Origin of the sequence: Lysinibacillus sp. FSL M8-0216, from assembly GCF_038595555.1 — a bacterium.
In the GTDB taxonomy this organism is placed as follows: Bacteria; Bacillota; Bacilli; order Bacillales_A; family Planococcaceae; genus Lysinibacillus; species Lysinibacillus fusiformis.
In genome coordinates this window covers 2,364,272-2,383,669 of sequence record NZ_CP152007.1, presented here as the reverse complement: position 1 = coordinate 2,383,669, position 19,398 = coordinate 2,364,272, and the positions used below count along the sequence as shown (strand labels likewise).

Annotated in this window: 14 protein-coding genes, 2 pseudogenes and 1 other annotated feature; of the genes and pseudogenes, 7 read left to right on the top strand and 9 right to left on the bottom strand. The window is 36.4% G+C overall.

Going from position 1 to position 19,398, the window contains the following annotated elements; translation table 11 throughout:
* Positions 1 to 126: 126 nt before the first annotated feature.
* A complete protein-coding gene (locus tag MKX57_RS11690) occupies positions 127 to 1,302 on the bottom strand; it encodes an MFS transporter (protein ID WP_342551103.1) in 1,176 nt (391 codons plus the stop codon).
* A gap of 109 nt (positions 1,303 to 1,411) precedes the next feature.
* Positions 1,412 to 3,085, bottom strand: coding sequence for an arginine--tRNA ligase (argS, locus tag MKX57_RS11685; protein WP_342551102.1), 1,674 nt, complete (start codon positions 3,083 to 3,085; stop codon positions 1,412 to 1,414).
* Positions 3,086 to 3,130: 45 nt separating this feature from the next.
* Positions 3,131 to 3,350, bottom strand: a binding site (T-box leader).
* A 104-nt stretch (positions 3,351 to 3,454) separates the two neighbouring features.
* On the opposite strand from argS, the gene MKX57_RS11680 reads away from it, so the two are divergent.
* Together MKX57_RS11680 and MKX57_RS11675 are read left to right on the top strand one after the other, a co-directional pair.
* A complete protein-coding gene (locus MKX57_RS11680) occupies positions 3,455 to 3,754 on the top strand; it encodes a metalloregulator ArsR/SmtB family transcription factor (RefSeq protein WP_089986552.1) in 300 nt (99 codons plus the stop codon).
* Between the two features lie 118 nt (positions 3,755 to 3,872).
* Positions 3,873 to 5,066, top strand: a complete 1,194-nt coding sequence (locus MKX57_RS11675) for an MFS transporter (RefSeq protein ID WP_342551101.1) — start codon at positions 3,873 to 3,875, stop codon at positions 5,064 to 5,066.
* Between the two features lie 12 nt (positions 5,067 to 5,078).
* Here the strand turns inward: MKX57_RS11675 and MKX57_RS11670 are convergent, their stop codons facing one another.
* Complete coding sequence (locus tag MKX57_RS11670) at positions 5,079 to 6,965, bottom strand: FAD-dependent oxidoreductase (protein WP_089984338.1); 1,887 nt, start codon at positions 6,963 to 6,965, stop codon at positions 5,079 to 5,081.
* Between the two features lie 587 nt (positions 6,966 to 7,552).
* Between MKX57_RS11670 and MKX57_RS11665 the strand changes: the two genes are divergently transcribed.
* Positions 7,553 to 7,753 carry a hypothetical protein gene (locus MKX57_RS11665; protein ID WP_008180036.1) on the top strand — a complete coding sequence of 67 codons (201 nt, stop codon included), beginning with the start codon at positions 7,553 to 7,555 and terminating at the stop codon, positions 7,751 to 7,753.
* A gap of 149 nt (positions 7,754 to 7,902) precedes the next feature.
* Here MKX57_RS11665 and MKX57_RS11660 read toward each other — a convergent pair whose 3' ends face one another.
* The gene (locus tag MKX57_RS11660) at positions 7,903 to 9,051 is read right to left on the bottom strand and encodes a copper amine oxidase N-terminal domain-containing protein (RefSeq protein ID WP_239354549.1); all 1,149 of its coding nucleotides are present in this window, start codon (positions 9,049 to 9,051) and stop codon (positions 7,903 to 7,905) included.
* 174 nt (positions 9,052 to 9,225) lie between these two features.
* Here MKX57_RS11660 and MKX57_RS11655 point away from each other — a divergent pair, with 174 nt between their 5' ends.
* Together MKX57_RS11655 and MKX57_RS11650 are read left to right on the top strand one after the other, a co-directional pair.
* The gene (locus MKX57_RS11655) at positions 9,226 to 9,690 is read left to right on the top strand and encodes a DUF2691 family protein (protein ID WP_107922239.1); all 465 of its coding nucleotides are present in this window, start codon (positions 9,226 to 9,228) and stop codon (positions 9,688 to 9,690) included.
* A gap of 68 nt (positions 9,691 to 9,758) precedes the next feature.
* Entirely contained in the window at positions 9,759 to 10,142 is a 384-nt protein-coding gene (locus MKX57_RS11650; RefSeq protein ID WP_107922238.1) for a helix-turn-helix domain-containing protein, read from the top strand.
* Here MKX57_RS11650 and MKX57_RS11645 read toward each other — a convergent pair.
* Together MKX57_RS11645 and MKX57_RS11640 are read right to left on the bottom strand one after the other, a co-directional pair.
* Positions 10,097 to 10,517 (bottom strand): annotated as a pseudogene (locus tag MKX57_RS11645) (MFS transporter); the annotation flags it as partial. The gene MKX57_RS11650 and the pseudogene MKX57_RS11645 overlap by 46 nt on opposite strands.
* Positions 10,518 to 10,792: 275 nt before the next feature.
* The gene (locus tag MKX57_RS11640; RefSeq protein ID WP_342551100.1) at positions 10,793 to 12,292 is read right to left on the bottom strand and encodes a PAS domain-containing protein; all 1,500 of its coding nucleotides are present in this window, start codon (positions 12,290 to 12,292) and stop codon (positions 10,793 to 10,795) included.
* Positions 12,293 to 12,959: 667 nt separating this feature from the next.
* Here MKX57_RS11640 and MKX57_RS11635 point away from each other — a divergent pair.
* A pseudogene (locus MKX57_RS11635) lies at positions 12,960 to 13,833 on the top strand (GNAT family N-acetyltransferase).
* Positions 13,834 to 14,510: 677 nt separating this feature from the next.
* Here the strand turns inward: MKX57_RS11635 and MKX57_RS11630 are convergent.
* Both MKX57_RS11630 and MKX57_RS11625 read right to left on the bottom strand, forming a co-directional pair.
* The gene (locus tag MKX57_RS11630; protein ID WP_342551099.1) at positions 14,511 to 15,692 is read right to left on the bottom strand and encodes a macrolide family glycosyltransferase; all 1,182 of its coding nucleotides are present in this window, start codon (positions 15,690 to 15,692) and stop codon (positions 14,511 to 14,513) included.
* Entirely contained in the window at positions 15,689 to 16,126 is a 438-nt protein-coding gene (locus MKX57_RS11625; RefSeq protein ID WP_069481329.1) for a helix-turn-helix domain-containing protein, read from the bottom strand. Before MKX57_RS11625 ends, MKX57_RS11630 begins: the two co-directional genes overlap by 4 nt.
* Positions 16,127 to 16,865: 739 nt before the next feature.
* On the opposite strand from MKX57_RS11625, the gene MKX57_RS11620 reads away from it, so the two are divergent.
* The gene (locus tag MKX57_RS11620) at positions 16,866 to 18,470 is read left to right on the top strand and encodes an ATP-binding cassette domain-containing protein (protein ID WP_008180083.1); all 1,605 of its coding nucleotides are present in this window, start codon (positions 16,866 to 16,868) and stop codon (positions 18,468 to 18,470) included.
* 49 nt (positions 18,471 to 18,519) lie between these two features.
* Here MKX57_RS11620 and MKX57_RS11615 read toward each other — a convergent pair whose 3' ends face one another.
* Positions 18,520 to 19,263: an amidohydrolase family protein gene (locus MKX57_RS11615; RefSeq protein WP_239354542.1), complete on the bottom strand. Its 744-nt coding sequence runs from the start codon at positions 19,261 to 19,263 to the stop codon at positions 18,520 to 18,522.
* Positions 19,264 to 19,398 lie beyond the last annotated feature (135 nt).

The following is a 19,398-nucleotide window of genomic DNA, read 5'->3' as shown; positions in this document are numbered from 1 at the left end:
CTATTTCATTCTACCTATTAAAATTTATGGATTCTCTGATTTGCTGTGAAAATGGATGGATTTTAGGCCTTCAAAATATTTTTGACAAAAAAAAGACATGCGTTTTGAATGGCATGCCTTCTTGAATTAATTTTTTCGCAGTAGCCCTGTTGTCGCGATTATTCCTAGCATTAATGCTAGAAAGATCACATACGTCCATGTATGGTTACCTGTCATGTCATAGCAAACGCCAATCAAAACAGGAATGATTGCACTTAGCATAAAGCCACCTGAAAATACCATCGATGACCAGCTGTTGGCTTCCTGATCATTTCTAGCTTCATCAAGCGGTAACAGCAGGCCGATCGGAAATAGCCCACTTAGAACAATGCCGATTATCAATACGGCCAACCACAAATAAATACCTGATAAAAGCCATAATAATGTAAAGCCTATCAGCCCTAAACAGCCTAATGCCACTGCCCATGCTAATCGATTAGTCCATTTCTCCATAAGCATCGGCACAGCAATATTCCCAATCATTTGTACAATAGACATAAACGTCAGCATCATACTCGCATCCTTGATCGTCATTCCTTTGTCCTGTAAAAGAGGTGTAAGCCACGACATCATAGAGAAAAACAGTGAGGTTTGTAAGCCAAAATACAATAAAATTGACCAAGCGCGCCCAGTTACCCAAGGATTACGCGCCGGTTCATTTTTAGCTAATTCTTCACCATCTGCTCCTTGTTCTTTCGGAATTGCCCAGCTCCATAGAATAAGGGCGACCATAGCAAGTAAGGCCCACATGCCCAGTGCAACTGTCCACTGATTATCAAAATATTGATAAAAGCTCACTGTCAATGCTGCACTTAATGTCGCACCAACGCCGATGCCAAATGAATAAATACCAATAACAATTGTAAAGCGTTGAGGGAATTTTTTCTTAATAAATGCATTTAATATAGGCCCAATCATCGCAATAGCCAAGCCTGCCGCAAAACTAGTGACAACTAATAAAAGATAGCTTTCTTGGAAAAAGCGTAGCCCATTTGCGAAGATGAGTATAACCATTAACAGCACGATTGCTAATTTTGTTCCAAGCTTACGCTGAAATGGTACAGCAATCGGAGCAAATAAACCCATGCAAAAAACTGGGATAGATGTGAGAAAGCTCATACTCGTATTGGAAACCTGTAAGTTTGTCATGAGGACATTATAGAGTGGCCCAATTCCCGTTACTGCGGGTCTCATATTAAGTGCTACAAAGAATATACTTATTACGACTAAAATCAGTGAAACAGTCCATTGTTTTTTACCCATTTGATTTAATCCCCTCTGCTGCCAGTCAATGGAAGAATTTTCTTTTATTATTCTATCCTTTTACCATGTATTCTATAAATGGTCAATGCTTTCAATATGCGACCGTTCACTACATATTTTCTGGCGACTCAATGCCCAATAAAGCTAATGACTCTTTTAACACTATCGCCACACAATGACAAAGCGCTAGACGTGAAGCTTGCTGGGCATCATCGGTTAATATTTTTTGATGAGCGTAATATTTATTTAATAAACGTGCTAGCTGTAAAGCATATTTTGCGATAATGGATGGGTCTGCCTGATTAAAAGCGGTGTCCACAACCTTCGGAAATTGTTCCAATAATAAAATGATTGGCCAAGCATGCTGCCCTAATGGAGCAAATGTCTTTATGTGAGAGGGCACATCGCCTTTTGCCAAGATAGAGCAAATACGAGCATAGGTATACTGTACATAAGGCCCTGTTTCCCCTTCGAAATTCATCATTTGCTCGATGGAGAATTCAATATCGTTTAAACGATGATATTTTAGGTCATTAAAGATAACCGCTCCAACTCCTACTTGCTGCGCTACTCGCTCTTTCTGCTGTAAATGAGGGTTTTTGTCTTCTATATTACGCTTAGCTGTGGCAATCGCCTCGGCTAGCACATCCGCTAATAACACCACTTTACCTTTACGTGTGGACATTTTCTTACCATCTTTAAGCATCATCCCAAACGGTACATGCTGTAAATCTTTTGCCCAACTATACCCCATCTTTTCAATCACCTGAAATAATTGTTTAAAATGGAGCGTTTGTTCATTGCCAACTACATAGAAAATTTTGTTCGGTTGATACTGTTGCTGTCGGTAAAAGGCAGCCGCTAAATCACGAGTTGCATAAAGCGTGGCGCCATCTGTTTTTGTTATTAAACAAGGAGGCATTCCCTCCATCTCTACTACAAAGGCACCCTCTGATTCGATTAGGAGTCCTTTGCTTTGTAGCTCTGTCACAACCTCTGTCATTTTATCATTGTAAAAGGCTTCTCCTGTATATTCATCAAAATTGATACCTAGCAGCTGATAAATAGCCTGAAATTCATCTAACGATACATCGCGGAACCATTGCCACAATGCTAACGCCTCTGAATCACCATCCTCTAATGCTTTAAATGCGGCGCGAGCCATTTCATTTAATGTAGGATCTTGTTCGGCCATCGTATGAAATTTAACATAAATCTTTAATAATTCCTCAATAGGAGATGCTGTAATGGCTTCCTTATCACCCCAATTTTGATACGCAACGATAAGCTTGCCAAATTGGGTGCCCCAGTCCCCTAAATGATTAATACGAATAGCCTGGTAACCATTTTTAACTGCAATATTTGCCAAGGCATTCCCAATGACGGTTGAACGTAAATGCCCCATAGAGAACGGTTTAGCAATATTGGGCGAAGAAAAGTCGAGGACGACACTTCCCATTTCATTTTGATTCGTACCAAAATTTTGTTGTTCCTGCATAATAAGGCCCAACACTTGTTGCGTTACTGTTGCTTGATTTAAAAAGATGTTGACATAGCCACCAACGGATTGCACCTGATGGATCATCTCATTTTGCAATAGGTTCGCTATTTCCGCAGCAATTTGTTGAGGTGGCTTCTTCCATATTTTAGCCAAGGTGAAGCATGGAAATGCCACATCGCCAACTTCTAAACTTTTTGGTTTTTCTAGCAATTGTTCCACGTCTTGAGCTGTTAGCTGATGCTTTAAAATTTCAGCAATACTGTTTGCAATTTGTTTATTCATGTATATCCTCCTCCATTTTCAATAAAAAAAGCCCCCGCCTCTATAATTAGAGACGAGAGCATAGTAATCCCGTGGTACCACTCTAGTTGCCATTCATAATGACCACTTTCCATTGTTAACGAGGTGACGCCCCGCTATTCTCTACTAGTAGTTCGAGAACCTTCTCCAAAGTGCGCTTCATTCATGGTTTCTGTATTAGGCTCACACCATCCCTAACTCGCTTTCCAGTTGTCCCATCAATTACTCTCTTTATCATCGAATTTTTCTATGATTTTGACATATTCTACAGGAGTCCTTTCTTGACGTCAATAATTTTTTGTATAAAATTAATCATTGACATATCGAGATAATTCGATATATCATCGAGACATGGAACCTATTGAAATTTTTAAAGCGTTATCAAACGAGACAAGGCTAAACATCTTACAGTGGTTGAAGGAACCTGAGAAGCATTTTCCAAAAGTGAGTATTGAAGGAGGCGTTTGTGTAGGGGATATTCAGGAAAAAGCAAAAACTTCTCAATCGACCGTTTCTCACTATTTAACTATGATGCAAAAAGCTGGTCTCCTTGAATCTTTTCGTCATGGTCAATGGACGTATTACAAATTAAAAGAAGAAACTGTCCAAGAAATTGCAATGTTTTTAGTATCAGAAACCCAAAATGATTAAGTGGGTTTCTATTCAAGTATTATATCGAATATTCACGATAAATAGATATAGGGTCCGATATTACATCTAATATATCGATAATTCTCGATATATAAATATAAGGAGGTATCAGTATACAATGGTTCATGAAGAACAAACGCTTAGTAAAAAGCATAAGATTTTAGCATTTACGCTTATTTTGCTTACTTTCGTCATGGGGACAAGTGAATTTGTAATTGTAGGGCTATTAACTGAGGTTTCTACATCTATAGGGATCTCGATTGCTACAGCAGGCACATTGGTTTCTGGATTCGCCATTGCCTATGCAATAGGCACCCCCATTGTAACAGGCTTTGTCAGTAGATTTCCGAAATATCCACTTATGTTAGTATTAATTGCCATTTTCATCCTTGGAAATATAATTAGTGCTTTATCTAGCACTTATGTTGTGCTAATGGGCTCTAGAATTACGACTGCTGTTGTCAGTGGTGTTTTAACAGCTCTATCTATGTCCATTGCTAATACGGTCATTCCAAAAGAAAAAAGATCCACTATCATTGCTTCGATATTTTCCGGCTTTACCATTGCCAATGTCATGGGTGTACCATTAGGAACAATGATAGGACAATGGAGTAATTGGCATATGACATTTTGGTTAACTGCCTTCTTAGGAGGCGTTGCATTTATCATAAGCATGTTTGTGTTACCTAAACGTTTAAGTGGTGAGAATGGATCGCTATCCGATCAATTGTCCTTATTAAAGCATCCTAAAGTTATACTTGCATTTTTAATTCCTATTTTCACCATTGCTGGAACATACACAATCTATACATTTATTACGCCTATTTTAGAAAATAAACTTGGTGTTCCGACTAAATACATAGCCATTGTCCTTCTGATCTATGGTTTCTTTTCTATTTTTAGTAATGTTTTAGCAGGTAAAATTGCACAGAGAAACGGATTAAGTAAATTACGTTATATTTTTATCATTCAGGCATTCATCTTATTTTCCTTTTATTTTACAATGTCCTCCCTTTGGCTAGGAATTTTAAGTATCCTGTTAATGGCTGTTATACTTTATGCCGTAAACGCGACAATTCAGCTATACTTCATGGATTTAGCAGAAGAGTATTCTCCATCAGCCAAAGATTTTGCTTCCTCATTAACGCCAGTAGCCGTCAATGTGGGGATAGCATTAGGCGCTGCCATAGGAGGCTTTGTCATTAATTCAGGGAGTCTAGAATATCTTGCCTGGGCAGCAGCAACGTTGGCACTGATTGCATCTGCATTCACCTTCATGAGTTACAGACGGCATTCAAACGATCCACATTAAAAAAAACGCTCCTCATTTAGAGGAACGTTCTTTTTCTATATAATGAATGACATCTGCCATGATGGCATACATTTCTTTTAACTTCAGTTGCTTATTGTCTTTCACTTTTTTAGCTACTTTTTCAGTAACAATTTCTTTATCAATTAAGCTTTCCCAGCTTGTTCCAGTCGATTCATCGATAAGCACATCTGCCAAATATTGCGCCAGCTCATCTCGCGTAATAGCTTCATCACCCGTGCTATATACCTTATTTATGACAATCTCCAGCTTATCTTTCTTATCGGCTGTACTCTCTCCGCCAGCACGAATCATACTTTCTTTAAACATTTTAGCAAACTTAATTTTCGTTGCTTTACTGTCGACCTTTAAATCATTATCATAACCGCCCACTACAAGTCCATAGTTAATTAACGATTGAATGGCTTCATCATACCATTCGCCCTGATAAGGATAGTCCACAGAAAATGAATCGATATAGGCACCTTGTTTATCCAACTGCTCTCTTAACGTAGCAATTAATTTTTTATCCTTGCTCATTTCTCTAAAAGTAACATCTTGTTGAAGAGCCAGTGCTGCCGCTGTCCCTGCCGCTTCCCCAGTCACCATACCGGTTGGAACAATACGGGCACTTCCCGCTGCTAAAGATGAATAACCTGCAGATCGTCCTACAACAAGTAAACCATCGATATCCTTTGGTACTAGAGATCGGAAAGGAATCGCATATTGCTTTGGTGCAGAAATAACATAGCCATAATCATGGGGTGTTTGAGCCTGCACATCTACTGGATAAGAAGCAATCCCAATGCTATCCCAATGATCTCGGTTTTGCCAAATATCGGACATTGGTAATTGATATTCCGCCCAGATATGTCTTGTTTCTCGTACATAAAGCTCTTCTGGGAAGCTGACAATTTCTGCTTTTTCAAATCCAGGGAAGTTTTCCTGTAAATATTTAAGTACATGCAATGTTTCTTTTTTACCAGCAGCAATGGCCGCCTGCTTCGAATGATCATTTAAGCCATCAATACCAAAAATTTGTAAGGCATTAATAAAATATTCATCATCCACTCGCGCTAAATTTAACCCTCTTAATCTTGTACCTTCTTGTAAAGGTGTATATTCATCATGAAGCTTTGTAAAGCCCCACATAACGGTATGATTCAAGTTAGCCCCGCCAAATACATCTGACTTCGCCGCTTTTTTTACTTGATCCCAATCAACATTTTTCAAGTGAAGCATTAATGTTACAGCCATGCGTTTATCCTTTATCCCTATATCTTCACCACCAACGAAGAAAGGAACTTTAGACATCGTAGCAAAATCCGCATCCTGTGTAGCATCTATGAATGATTTTCCTTTAACGACATATGTACCGTATTCATTTTTTAGCTCAACAGATGTTAGTTGCTGTTGTTGAAGATTCGCTTTGACAACTTCCGTTTGCACCGACAATGTTAAATTGGGTTCCTCATCAATCAGCTTTTTAAATGCTGCTTTAGCTCCGACGATACCAAAAGCATCATTGCCTCGAACAAGCTCATGCCATTCTTTAAAAATACCTTCACTGATGGAATTATTATGACCATCACGTGGAATATCTAGGAAATTCAACATCCCATATGTAAATAATCCACCCAATTCTTCACGTTTTTCTACCAATAATGTTTTAGCCCCATTACGTGCTGAAGCAACCGCAGCAGCGACACCCTCAGGCTCACCACCAATGACAATTACATCATATTCAGACTCTATATTGTTAATTGGTACTGGCTTTTTATACTCATCCACTAATTTATTGTATGCCATAGAGTTTGTTATTTCTTTGATAAAATAGTAGCTTCCAAACCCAAGTAAAACTACTAAGATTGCAGTGGCTGTCCACAATAAGCCTTTACCCATAATATACCTCCGATAGTTAATATTTCCAATAACATGTTTATTTTATCATCATTTCTGCCACTTGAAAGAGCTGAATGTCCTATTGATTTTTTGCCTACGACCATAAGGCATATCATTTTCTACAGTATTTTTCTATGAAATTATCGTGTATTCCATCACATAAAGAATCGGGATATTTTTCCTATTTGCAGACAAGGTTTGTTTCATCACTTATAGTAAGCAGTCAAAACGGGGATGTGCTTGCGGGCACAAGTAGATAATCAGGATACATTGTACCTGATAAAAAAACAGTCAGAATCATTTTAATCTATATTTTTGTCGACAAGCAACTAAAAACCCTTTGGTAAATGATGTGAATTTACTATTCTTTTTCAAAAATAGTTAAATACACTACTAAGTAGACGCATCAACTTCAAATAAAGTTACAGGAGAAAAGATATTTATCGATAACCTTTAATGAGCTAGTTTTATCCGTCACCCTACCCTTTTACTTCTATATTTTATTTTACTATGGTATATTTTCTATTAGGAAATCATTTCCAACTATCCGAACAATGGTCTTTAGGATCAATAAATGAGGTGCTTGTATGGATCGATTTGAAGTTTCTTTTAAAAATAAAGCAGTGCGAATCTGGTTTTACACGGTATTCCCCGCCTTTATATTAGCTATTATTTCTATTATTATTTTGCCCAATGAGCAAAATAAATATGTTTCATTAGGTTTGTCACTAGTTGTAATCATATATTATATTTGGTTTATTTTTTATATTAAAAAGCAACGCAAATAATAGAACATGTAAGTGCCAGAAAGTAAAATCAAACAAATGGCCATGCCCCCATTCCAATCATAACGAACCGAGTAAGCAAAAATTGACTAGCTCAGGATTCGTACACTACAGAACCTAAACCAGCCAACTGTATCATGAATACGCAAACTTTAAGGGTGTAATACCTCATGATTATGCCCCTTTACGTCTACCCTGTAATTTCCAAAAGTTTTTTTTCTATCATCTGAGCTTAAATTGCCAAATCTATTATAACCAAAAATATAGATGCCGTTATCATTTATTTTCCAGTTATATGAATTGCCTATCGTATCAAAACCATAATAAAACCCTGGCTTGCCTAAATAATCAGTAACCCATTGGCCATTTGTTCGTGTTGCAGATTTTAAATTACTCGTTTCATGAGCATTTACAATACCACGCTCATATCTCGTTAGATAATAGACATTATTCTCATAAGGTTTTACAGCTTTAATCGGTGCTTTTTCTACGGCTACTCTTGAAATGGATTGTCCATCCACATAATATAAAATAAATTCTCTTGTAGTGTTATAGGCGTAGTCCATATAAAAATTGCCCATATCTGTTTTAATCCAAATATCCCCTAATTTGATGATATTTTTATCCTCAACAAATTCCTTATAAACAAATGGTTCAAAATCAGAAAAATAATTGCTATAGAATAATTGACCCTTCTCTTGGATCACTGCCATAAAACGATCGCTATAGACAATTGATTTCCCCTGAAATAGCCATTCACAAATGCGGACAAGTTTAAGATTTTCAAGCTCCGCTGCCTTTACATCCCTAATCATAATCAAACTATAAGGTTGTAGGTTTTCATTTTTTAAATAAACTACTTTCTTATCAAAAGCCTCCCCTATATATCTTAAAGGAATATAGGTAGAATTATGATGAAGGTTAGCCGCAACGTCCATTTGAATCGAGTGGCCATTCACATCAATAGCCTTGTTTCCGATTTTCAAGGTTATGATTTTATCAGAATTTTTAATAGTTATAGTATTGTTTTTAGCATTGAAATCGACTTTTGCGCCAAACCCTTCAGAAATAAAGCGAAGTGGCACTAAGGTTCTTCCATCTTTGATAAGTGGCTGTACTGCAGAAACCATATTACCATTGACAAATGCCTTTGAGCTTTCAGGCGACATAATGATACTGTTATGAAGATCATTGTCTGTAATATCATGATAATGTTCACTAAGATTTGCTGCCTGCGCTGTTTGACTAAATGGCAACATCCATAAACAAATGACTACTGTTATGATAATTTTTATCCTCATTTTATACTCCCCTACATGATTTGCTTATTTTAGGTATACATAGACGTCTGCATTTTCCAATATAAGCTAAATTATACACTTTTCTATTGAGAGTTGCCCAGTGAATTACATTTTGTAATTGATAGATTTTTTTGTTTTATAATAAAATTAGTAGTTTGAAGAAAGGATGTTAAAATGCGAGGTATTTCTTTCGAGATTAATAATGAGTATGGCAAGTTTTTATCTGATATTTTTTCAAATATCATTGATCCTTCTTGGTATTGGTCAGTAGGTCCTGGAGAGTCTTACAAAATAGAAAAAGGAACACTTGGTTCAGATTTATTCCCCCACAGTGTTAGTTTAAATGGTCCATCATTCTTAGAATATATTTCAACTAAAGAATATTATTTAATATTTACGGATCTAAAGGCTTTTCCTAATATGGAAGAGGTAGTAGAAATTAAAAGTTATGACGATTTTTTAAAGAGCACTTGTGAACTTGCACTTTTAATTATAGATTCATGCTATGTCTCAATTTTTTCAAAAGATGAGTCAATTACTCATAAACTTTTCGAACGTGCAAAAAGTTTTCATTACACTAATATTAACTATATCACTATCGAAAATGATACACGTACCAGTTTGACAGTATGGGGATAACTAATTGATTACTAAAAAAAACTATGTTGCCAAAAATCACAACTGATATTATCCCCTTTAGGTAGACAATGTTAAAAAAACTACAGTACGCTGTAGATAACATTATACTTAAAGGGGATTTTTCGATGTCGAGAAAGAATAATACGTATCCAACTGAGTTGAAATTAGAAGTAGTACAGGCTTATTTGGCGGGAGAAGAAAGTATGCAAAAGATTGCGGAAAAATACGAGATTCGTAATGTTTCACAAGTGAAGGTATGGGTGAGAGAGTTTAAAGAAGTAGAGTCGATTGACGCGTTTAACCGTCTTCCATCTGCTGGATCGGGGGCGAAAGGCATAAAAAATCCGTTAAAAGGCAAACGGATTCACTTCAAAGATATGGAAGAAGAACGTGACTACTACAAGGCAAGAATCACTGTTACGATCGACGGAAGATACATAACATCTACATGAAATCCTATAACAATTCCAACCTCCGATAAACCATGACCATGAGGTTTCATATGTACTGGTGTCATCCTCATTATAGCAACCATTACAATCTGAGTAAGAACCATAACCGTTGCACCGACTGTAAGACCTCTTTTATTTAGAGCATTTTTATTTAAGGATTCTGTCTTATTTCCAAGCTCATTTTCTTGTCTGTTTGCTTCTATCATTGTTGCAATTTTTAATGGATCAGGACGTAACAAAATAAAAGCACTAACCCTGCCAAAAAGCGATAGACGATAATATAAACGGTCCCGCAAGGGGAGGAATCCCAATTAACAGTGCAAATCTACCCATACTTTCTACTAAATTCGGACCTAATACAGCGTCAAGTGTTGTTGTTTAGTAATCTTTTTATAAATAGAAATAAGATATGTTACTATGGGACTTTTAGGTAGTCTCTTAGCTGTTGATCTAAGTATATCTCTGCTAGCACTCTGTGTACTGAACGCCAAAAAAGGCATTTTTTAAAACTCATAAATAAAACCAGATACTCATAAAAAATTTTATGAGCCCCTGGTTATTTTAATGGGAATTCCCCTATTTGCTTTATATAAAAGCTTTTTTATTGTCACTTGACGTTAAATAATCAACTAGCGAAATACTCCTTAATTTTATTGTTGCTTTGAAAATTCCACCAAATCCTGTGACATTGTACCAATTTCATCTGCCGAGGCATTTAATTGTTCTGTAAGAGCCGCCTGCATTTGCGCAAGCTCACTAATTTTATCCATATAGTCAATAATTGTATCAATAGAAACCTTTATTTGCATTAAACTTGATTCAATATTACCTGTTGCCTTAGCCGAATTAACTGCTAATTTTCTTACCTCTTCAGCTACTACACCAAAACCTTTTCCTTGTTCTCCTGCACGTGCCGCTTCTATTGCAGCATTTAACCCTAGTAAATTTGTCTGATCTGCTATCTCTCGAATAAAATGTGATATAATCTGTGTTTCATCTGCTACCCCTTTCGCATCATTGGCAGCTTCGGTTGTTTTTTCCTGTGTGTTCGCCAGTTCCTGTGCCTGCATAGTAATAGAATTAATGCCATCAACCATTTGATTAATAGAAGCTGATAATTCCTCCATACGTGTCATAGTTTCTTGCACATTTTGCTCTTTCATTTTTTCATGTGTAATATCTCGAATAGTTCCTGCCACTCGCAAAGGAGCTCCCTCACTATTACGAAGCGTTGTACCATTTGCATGAAACCAGCGATATTCACCTGTTTTTAATTGAAGGCGATAATCTACTTGAAATGGCGTACGCCCAGAAAAATCTAATAAATGGGCACTAAACGCATCTAATGCAAGCTGCTTGTCCTCTGGATGCAAGCGATCACTCCAAGAGCTCATAATATTTGGAAAATCGAGTTCATCCTTGAAGCCTAATGTTCTTCGAAATTGTTCACTCCACCAAAAGGAATTTTGTGGATTTAATGGATCACCTTGATCTACAATCATATCCCATGGCGCTTCTACTAGAGCTTTATTGATTAAATCATAACGTGTTACATATCCCTGTAATTTTTCCACGTTTATTTTTTTATCATGAATATTCATCATCAAACCAATTATTTGATACTGATCATCTTCAAGATGAGAAGCAATTCCTGTAGTCTGTATCCAGCGCTCTTGACCGTCACGGCAGCATATCAAATGCTCCATATTAAAACGAGTTTGTGTTTCTAAACTCTCCTCTAGCATCTCTTTAAAATCAGAACGATGCGCCACTGTAATTACCTTCAAAAAATCTTGAAAACTGTCTTTAATAGCATAACTATTGAATCCTAAGAGCTCTTTTAATTCTGTCGAAGCTGTAAAAACATTGTTTGGATCATCCAAGCGTCCGTTCAATACTTGTAATTCCCAAAGACCAATTTCATTACTTTCCAATACATTACCCAATTTTTTCTGCAATTGATCTTCAGATTCTTTCCGAAGCCTATTTACTTGATTTAAATTATGTACTAACTGTTTTAATTCCTCATCATTTGTTGAAGCTAAAGTATACTCATAATCATATTGACCCCGTTTAGCCATTTGCAATTGAGCCTCACTCAACTTAATAAGATCGCCAATTGTTATGTTCCGTTCTTTTTTTAAAAACATGCTTAGTTCCCCTTCGATATTGTATAGATTACATGACTAATTCAAGAATCATTAGTTATAAAACTAGAATCATATTTCGTGTTTTTCTCATTATAACCGAAAAAATAGTTAAAAAGCACTCGAAAAATAATATATTATTTAGATGCACTATATACCTTATAACGGCTACCTCATTTACTTTAAGAACTATATATTTTTTTAAATCTGTATCCAAATACTCAAATCACTAGTGAATCCCCAGGAATTATATGATAAAAAGAGATTCTTTGATTACTCATATCGGGCTATCCAACGCGAAACAAAGGAATCTTTTTAAATACATAATAAATCAATGATATATTCATAAATTTTAATTGAATTTGTCATTGAAGGTTTATTAAAAGAATAGAATTAGGGTGTTCTCGAAATTCGATTATATACTTGTTGAAAAAAATTAATATAGAGATAAAAATCTGTAGATACAAGTATTAAAGTGCGTTATTTTAATGGTAATAATAGTAAGTTAAGCATTTTACTGTTAGCTAACAAATGTTAGCAAAGGGCAAATTTTTCAAGGGAAAACGAATAGCTAGCCCTCTAAACTGCGGAACCCCCTACTATTGAGAGGGGTATTATTTTGAGCCAATCACCAACAGAATTTTTCATTCGTAACTTCGAACATGGAGATATGCCTTTACTTGGTGAGTTGTACCAATCAGTAACAGCAAAAGACAACGCGATGTTTTGGTGGGTCGGGGACGAAGATAATTGGAGTAACGTTTATTGCGCATTTGAAGATGGGAAAATGGTCGCTAAGGGGCAAGTTAGCATCATTAACGTTGTTCCTCCTGGTCGTTCAAAAGAGAACAATCACTCTATATATATTAATCTGAAAACCATTTATGAAAGAGAACAGGACACTACTCTGCTTGACAAAGTCTATCAATATCTTTTAACAAGAGCAAAGCAATTAAAGGTAACTTTACCTCAAGAATATGGAACAATACTTTGTGTTGGTAACGATTCGAAAGAAACAGCAAACAATCAGTTTTTTTATCCAAAAAGGATATCTCCCTCTGAATAGTTTGTATAGCATGAATCGAGATTTGACTGAACCGGTTCTTGTGTTAAAACTTCAGGAGGAGTTTCAATTCTCACACTGGAGCATGGAGACATCTAGCGAGGAAAGAGATTACCTTGATATTGAAGCTGAAATTTGGCCAGATGCTCCACTTGGTCTTAATAGGTTGTCTGAATACAAAAATAACAAGCTATGGACATCCATGGTCATACGTCAAATAGACACTATTATTGGCGGACTAACGACATGGTAGGAAGAAGACTACGGTGTAATTGAGGACGTTTTTGTCCGTGAACCATGGAGAAAGCGTGGAATTGCAAAGTTTACGCTTGCACAGGCTTTGAAATATCTTAAGTCTCATAAGCTACAATAAGCTACTCTCATGGTACTAACGACAAATAAATCAGCTTTATCTCTATACGAATCGGTTGGCTTTTATACGGATAAAGAAGAGATAAGATACTTCACAAAACTCAATTAGGTAACAAAAAGAGGGGTGGGCTGCCCCTTGAACTGACCTCTTCGGGTTAGACAAAACAAAAAAGCATCTTCAATTGAATTTAGGGTAATGTATCCTAATATCAATTGGAGGTGCTTATTTTTATGGGAACGAGAGTGAGTTATCCGCAAGAAGTAAAATTAAAAGCAGTTGAAATGAAGTTACAAGGTATTCCTACAAAGATGATATTAATGCGATGTGATGTTTTTTAGCTCACTAGTAACGGACAGAAGCCAATTCATTAAACCAAACCTGATGTGCGTATTGAGCTATTTCCTACTATGCTTCTTTACGAAGGCAAGCGTTTTCTCAGGTGTTTGTTCAGCGTGTGTTCAATGCGGTGCTTACCTACAGACTGAAAACTCGCACCATCATATTGAGTAAATTGATGGTCTGTTTCACCGTTGATTTAGCGAGTCTTTTACTTCTATGATATTATCTCGAATATCATTGGTTAGCCCAGTTACTTTGTCATCCAATTTTTGTTTGGAGATTACAGAATAGTAAATTCCCACAGCATCGTTTTGGAACCTTTCGTTAAAGTACGTTATTCTATAATCTGGTCCTTTAGATGAAGAAAGACGCATTCATTAATAAAGAAATGCGCCTGCTTCTTGAAATTTTGTTCACCATATAAACTTTTGCAGAATACAAAGCCGTTAGGATTTCTCTCCAATTTTACGCAGGATCACATTAGCTGCTTCTACTGCACCACCAGCTTTCCTAAAGCTTTCTGACAGTTTCTGCGCTTCTTCCTGGTATACTCGATTTGTAAGCACTTCAGCTACCGCTGTTGCTAAATACTTTGGAGTTTTTCTATTAAGTTTTAATCCTGCACCGAGCTGGGCAACTCGGTCAGCTACCATTCTTTGTTCGCTATGTTGCGGAAATAAAACCATTGGAACTCCAAAATATAGGCTTTCATTCGTACTATTCATCCCGCAGTGGGTAATAAATACATCTGCTTTCTGTAATACCGAGATCTGATCCACAGCGTTTTTCACTATGAAATTTTCTGGTACGCTATCAAGAGACGAAATCTCAGTTTTTTCTCCGACTGACATCACAACATCATACTCTGTCTTCCCAAATGCTTTGAGACAGTTTTGGTAAAAATCCTGATTCTGATTTAGTATAGTCCCAAGAGAGATGTAGATTACTTTTCTAACCCTTTTATCATTCTGTATCGGTATAGACTGCTTTATGGATGGTCCAACAAAGGCATAGCGCTCAGAAAAGGTATCCGCCATTGGCTGAAATTCTTTCGAAGTGTAAACAATGGTGTCCGTTTCATTATCATTTTGAACTAACGATACAAAATTCTCTACTTGATAACCATGATCATTTAATAGTTTGATTTTTCTGTTAATCCTTCGCATGCCTAGAATCATTCTCCAGACTTCCATGAAACTCCGCTTCATTAGTTTTGCTGTATACTGATTAAAGGCAAACGAAGTAGTCGAACAAATATATGGAATTCCTAGTTTCTCAGCAAATAATTTTCCCCAAATACATAAAGAGTCAGATACAATGCAGTCTGGCTGAATATCCCTTAATTCTTTACACACCTTTTTATCCAAAGCAATCGTTATATCCGCTGCCATTTCAATTAATGCTGCAAAATCTTTGCCAACCTTACGGTCCAATTCTATATGTGTAACTTTAGGTAAGAATTCATCACAAGCCATAAAAAAAGCACCCGTGTCTTCTATTTTGTCCTGAAATTCTAAAAAGGAATAATACCAAACTTGATGACCTTTCTTTATTAATTCGGTTACTACCGGAATAGTGGGGTTGGTGTGACCATGTGCGGGTAACGAAAAAAAGATGATTTTACTCATTCAATCTCATCCTTCGATTCTGCATTTCGAATCATCTCTGCAAATTCTAGGAATCCGTCACTTTTTAAGACAGCGATTCCTTTTGTCGCATCCTCTCCCAAAACAACCAGTTTATCACCTGCATGAATCTGATACATTTCACGTGCATGTTTTGGAATTACAATCTGTCCGCGTTCTCCTACCTTCACAACACCAAAGAACTGCTTCCCTTTAGGACTGATCCGGTTTGCTTCTTCTTCATTCATATTTTGGGATAATTGATCTATGGTTACTTGAAAAATATCACCGAGCATTTTGAATTTGTGAATATCTGGTATAGCCTCCCCGTTTTCCCACTTCGCTATGGTCTGCCGTGATACGTTTACCTTTTCAGCCAATTGTTCTTGACTTAGTTTATGCCTTTTACGCAAAACACGAATATTCATACCAATCATGTTTTTCATCTCCTTTTATTTTTATAATATAGAGGATTTAAGGATATATCTATCAACAGTTCTTAACATTTCTTGTTAAATATTGTGGCAAATATCCATACGCAATAGAAAGATATCAAATCCATATTTGATGCTTATTCCATGACCTGACCCGTTTGTGGTACAAAAAAATCCTGCTTATCAACACAGGATTTTTACTTATTATTAACGTCGTGATTTTATTTCGAATCTACATCTAATTGCCTTTTAATTGAGTAAACAGTGTTCCTAGAAAGACCTGTTTCTTGGTGAATATTCATTACTACACATTTCTTGTTAATAAATGTTTCCCTGTGGCAAAAATTATCTGAAAGTTCATTTATCTTTCTCTCCGCTAACTCGTTTGATCCGTTATCTGCTGAACGAACAAAAAAATAGTTGATAGAATTACAAAAAGAACTCTTATTCCCAAAATTACTTTGCACGGATTACGTCACACACATTGCTTATTAAATCAAGGAATGAATGTGAAAGTAATTTCTGAAAGACTGGGAAATACACCTGATATGATTTATAAAGTATACGGACATGTTTTAAAAGAAATGGAAACGGAATCCGTAGTTTTATTCAGTAACAGTTTACAGGTGCTGGGGCTATTCAATAAAACAATTGCCAATAAACCTTGCTGTCATAATGTTTATAGACTATGGAACATATTTCATGATATACTAGTGCCATTGTGAAAAAAGGAGGAACTTGCATGATTCAAGTTAGTAATGTAGGTCTTCGCTATGGCGATCGTAAACTATTTGAAGACGTAAATATAAAATTCACACCAGGTAACTGCTATGGTTTAATTGGCGCAAACGGTGCTGGTAAATCAACATTCTTAAAAATTCTTTCTGGTGAAATTGAAGCACAAGAAGGTAACGTATCAATGGGCAAGGACGAACGTTTATCCGTCCTTAAACAAAACCATTTTGAATACGATGATTATACAGTGCTTGACACTGTAATTATGGGGAATAAACGCCTCTATGACGTAAAAACAGAAAAAGATGCTATCTATGCAAAGGAAGATTTCTCAGATGAGGATGGTATGCGTGCCGCTGAGCTAGAAGGTGAATTTGCAGAGCTAAACGGTTGGGAAGCTGAGTCAGAAGCAGCGACATTATTAAACGGTTTAGGTATCTCAGATGACCTTCACTACATGCTAATGGGTGATCTTGAAGGTTCAGATAAAGTAAAAGTATTACTTTCGCAGGCCCTATTTGGTCAGCCTGATGTACTGTTACTCGATGAGCCTACCAACCACCTTGACTTAAAAGCTATCCAATGGTTAGAAGAGTTCTTAATTAACTTTGAAAACACAGTCATTGTTGTATCCCATGACCGTCACTTCTTAAACAAAGTATGTACACATATTGCTGATTTGGACTTCTCTAAAATCCAATTATATGTGGGTAACTATGATTTCTGGTATGAATCTTCTCAATTAGCTCAAAAAATGGCTCAAGACCAAAATTCTAAAAAAGAAGAAAAAATCAAAGAATTACAAGCGTTTATCGCACGATTCTCTGCGAATGCTTCTAAATCGAAGCAAGCGACATCTCGTAAAAAAATGCTGGATAAAATCGAGTTAGATGACATTAAACCATCAAGCCGTAAATATCCATTCATCAACTTCCAAATTGGTCGTGATATCGGGAATGATGTATTAACAGTTGAAGGTCTAACTGCAAATCATGAAGGCGAATCACTATTCAAAGATATTCGTTTCTCGATGAACAAAGATGATAAAATCGTTTTACTTGGTAGCCCACTTGCTAAAACGGCGCTTCTTGATATCTTAATGGAAGATAAAGAAGCAGATGCTGGTACATTTAAATGGGGTGTAACTACTTCTCAAAGCTACTTCGAAAACGATCATGACAAGTACTTCGAAGGAACAGAAAAGTCATTAGTAGAATGGTTACGTCAATATTCTCCTGATGATGAAACAGAAAGCTTCCTACGTGGTTTCCTAGGACGCATGCTGTTCTCTGGTGAAGAAGTGAAAAAATCACCTTCTGTTTTATCAGGAGGCGAAAAAGTTCGTTGTATGTTATCAAAAATGATGCTTGCAACAGCGAACGTAATTTTACTAGATGAACCAACAAACCACCTTGACCTTGAATCTATTCAAGCATTGAACGAAGGCTTAATTCGTTTCAAAGGGGCTATGATTTTCACATCTCATGACCATCAGTTCATTCAAACAATTGCTAACCGTGTGATTGAAATCCGTGAAGACGGTTCAATTTTAGATAAGCAATTAACATATGATGAATTCTTAGAGTGGAAAGATCGCGAAGGTTTAAACTAATTTCAATAAAAATCCTCTACCGAATGTTTGCGTAGAGGATTTTTTGCATTTACTTGTCATACCATTTCCTAGCATTTTGATAGAGAATTTTATCCGCAGCCTGTTCATCAAAAAGCTCTTGAATCAATTCAACATCCTCAAATTCAAAAGGTCGATTTGCTCGTGTCGATGGCAAATCTGTTCCAAACATTAATGCATCTGGATGAATGCTATAGATGGTTTGCAAAGCATTTTTCACATTCAATTCTACCCGACCAAAACCAGTCGCTTTCACACGTACACCCTTTTCTACAAGCTTTAGCAAATGTGGTAATCCTTCCTCCGATAAGCCTAGATGGTCAATTGAAATGGCTGGTAATGCTTCCATCGTGGAAGCAATCTCTGGTAAATATTTGGCATCTAAATAAAGTTCACTATGCCACCCCGCCAGCTCATACACTCTTCTTGCAAAGCTATCGAGTTTAGACAAATCCTCTGAACCACCTCGTTGAATATTGAAGCGCAAGGCCCTTACTCCATTTTTATGTAAATGAAGGATTTCATCATCTGTCACTGTATACGGTAATTGCGTCACCCCACAAAAAGAGGGACCTAGTTGTTTCAAAGCCTTCAGTAAATAATTTTGATCAAATCCTTGAAAGGAACCGGAAACAATGGCGCCCCCCTCTATATTGAAAAGAGCTGTTTCCTTTTGATAGTCCTCTACTATATAGCTCGGTGGTGTGTATCCTTGATTTTCTATAACCGGAAAATCAAAATCAATAATATGAAAATGTGCATCAAAAATCCTCATTATCCATCCTCCCTTCTTTTTAACATATCATAGAAAGTACATAAGCGAAAATATTGATTATCAGCGTAATCTCATAAGTAGAACTTATCATAGATGTATAGGTCATTTAATAAAGACAATAAAAAATGGTATGAA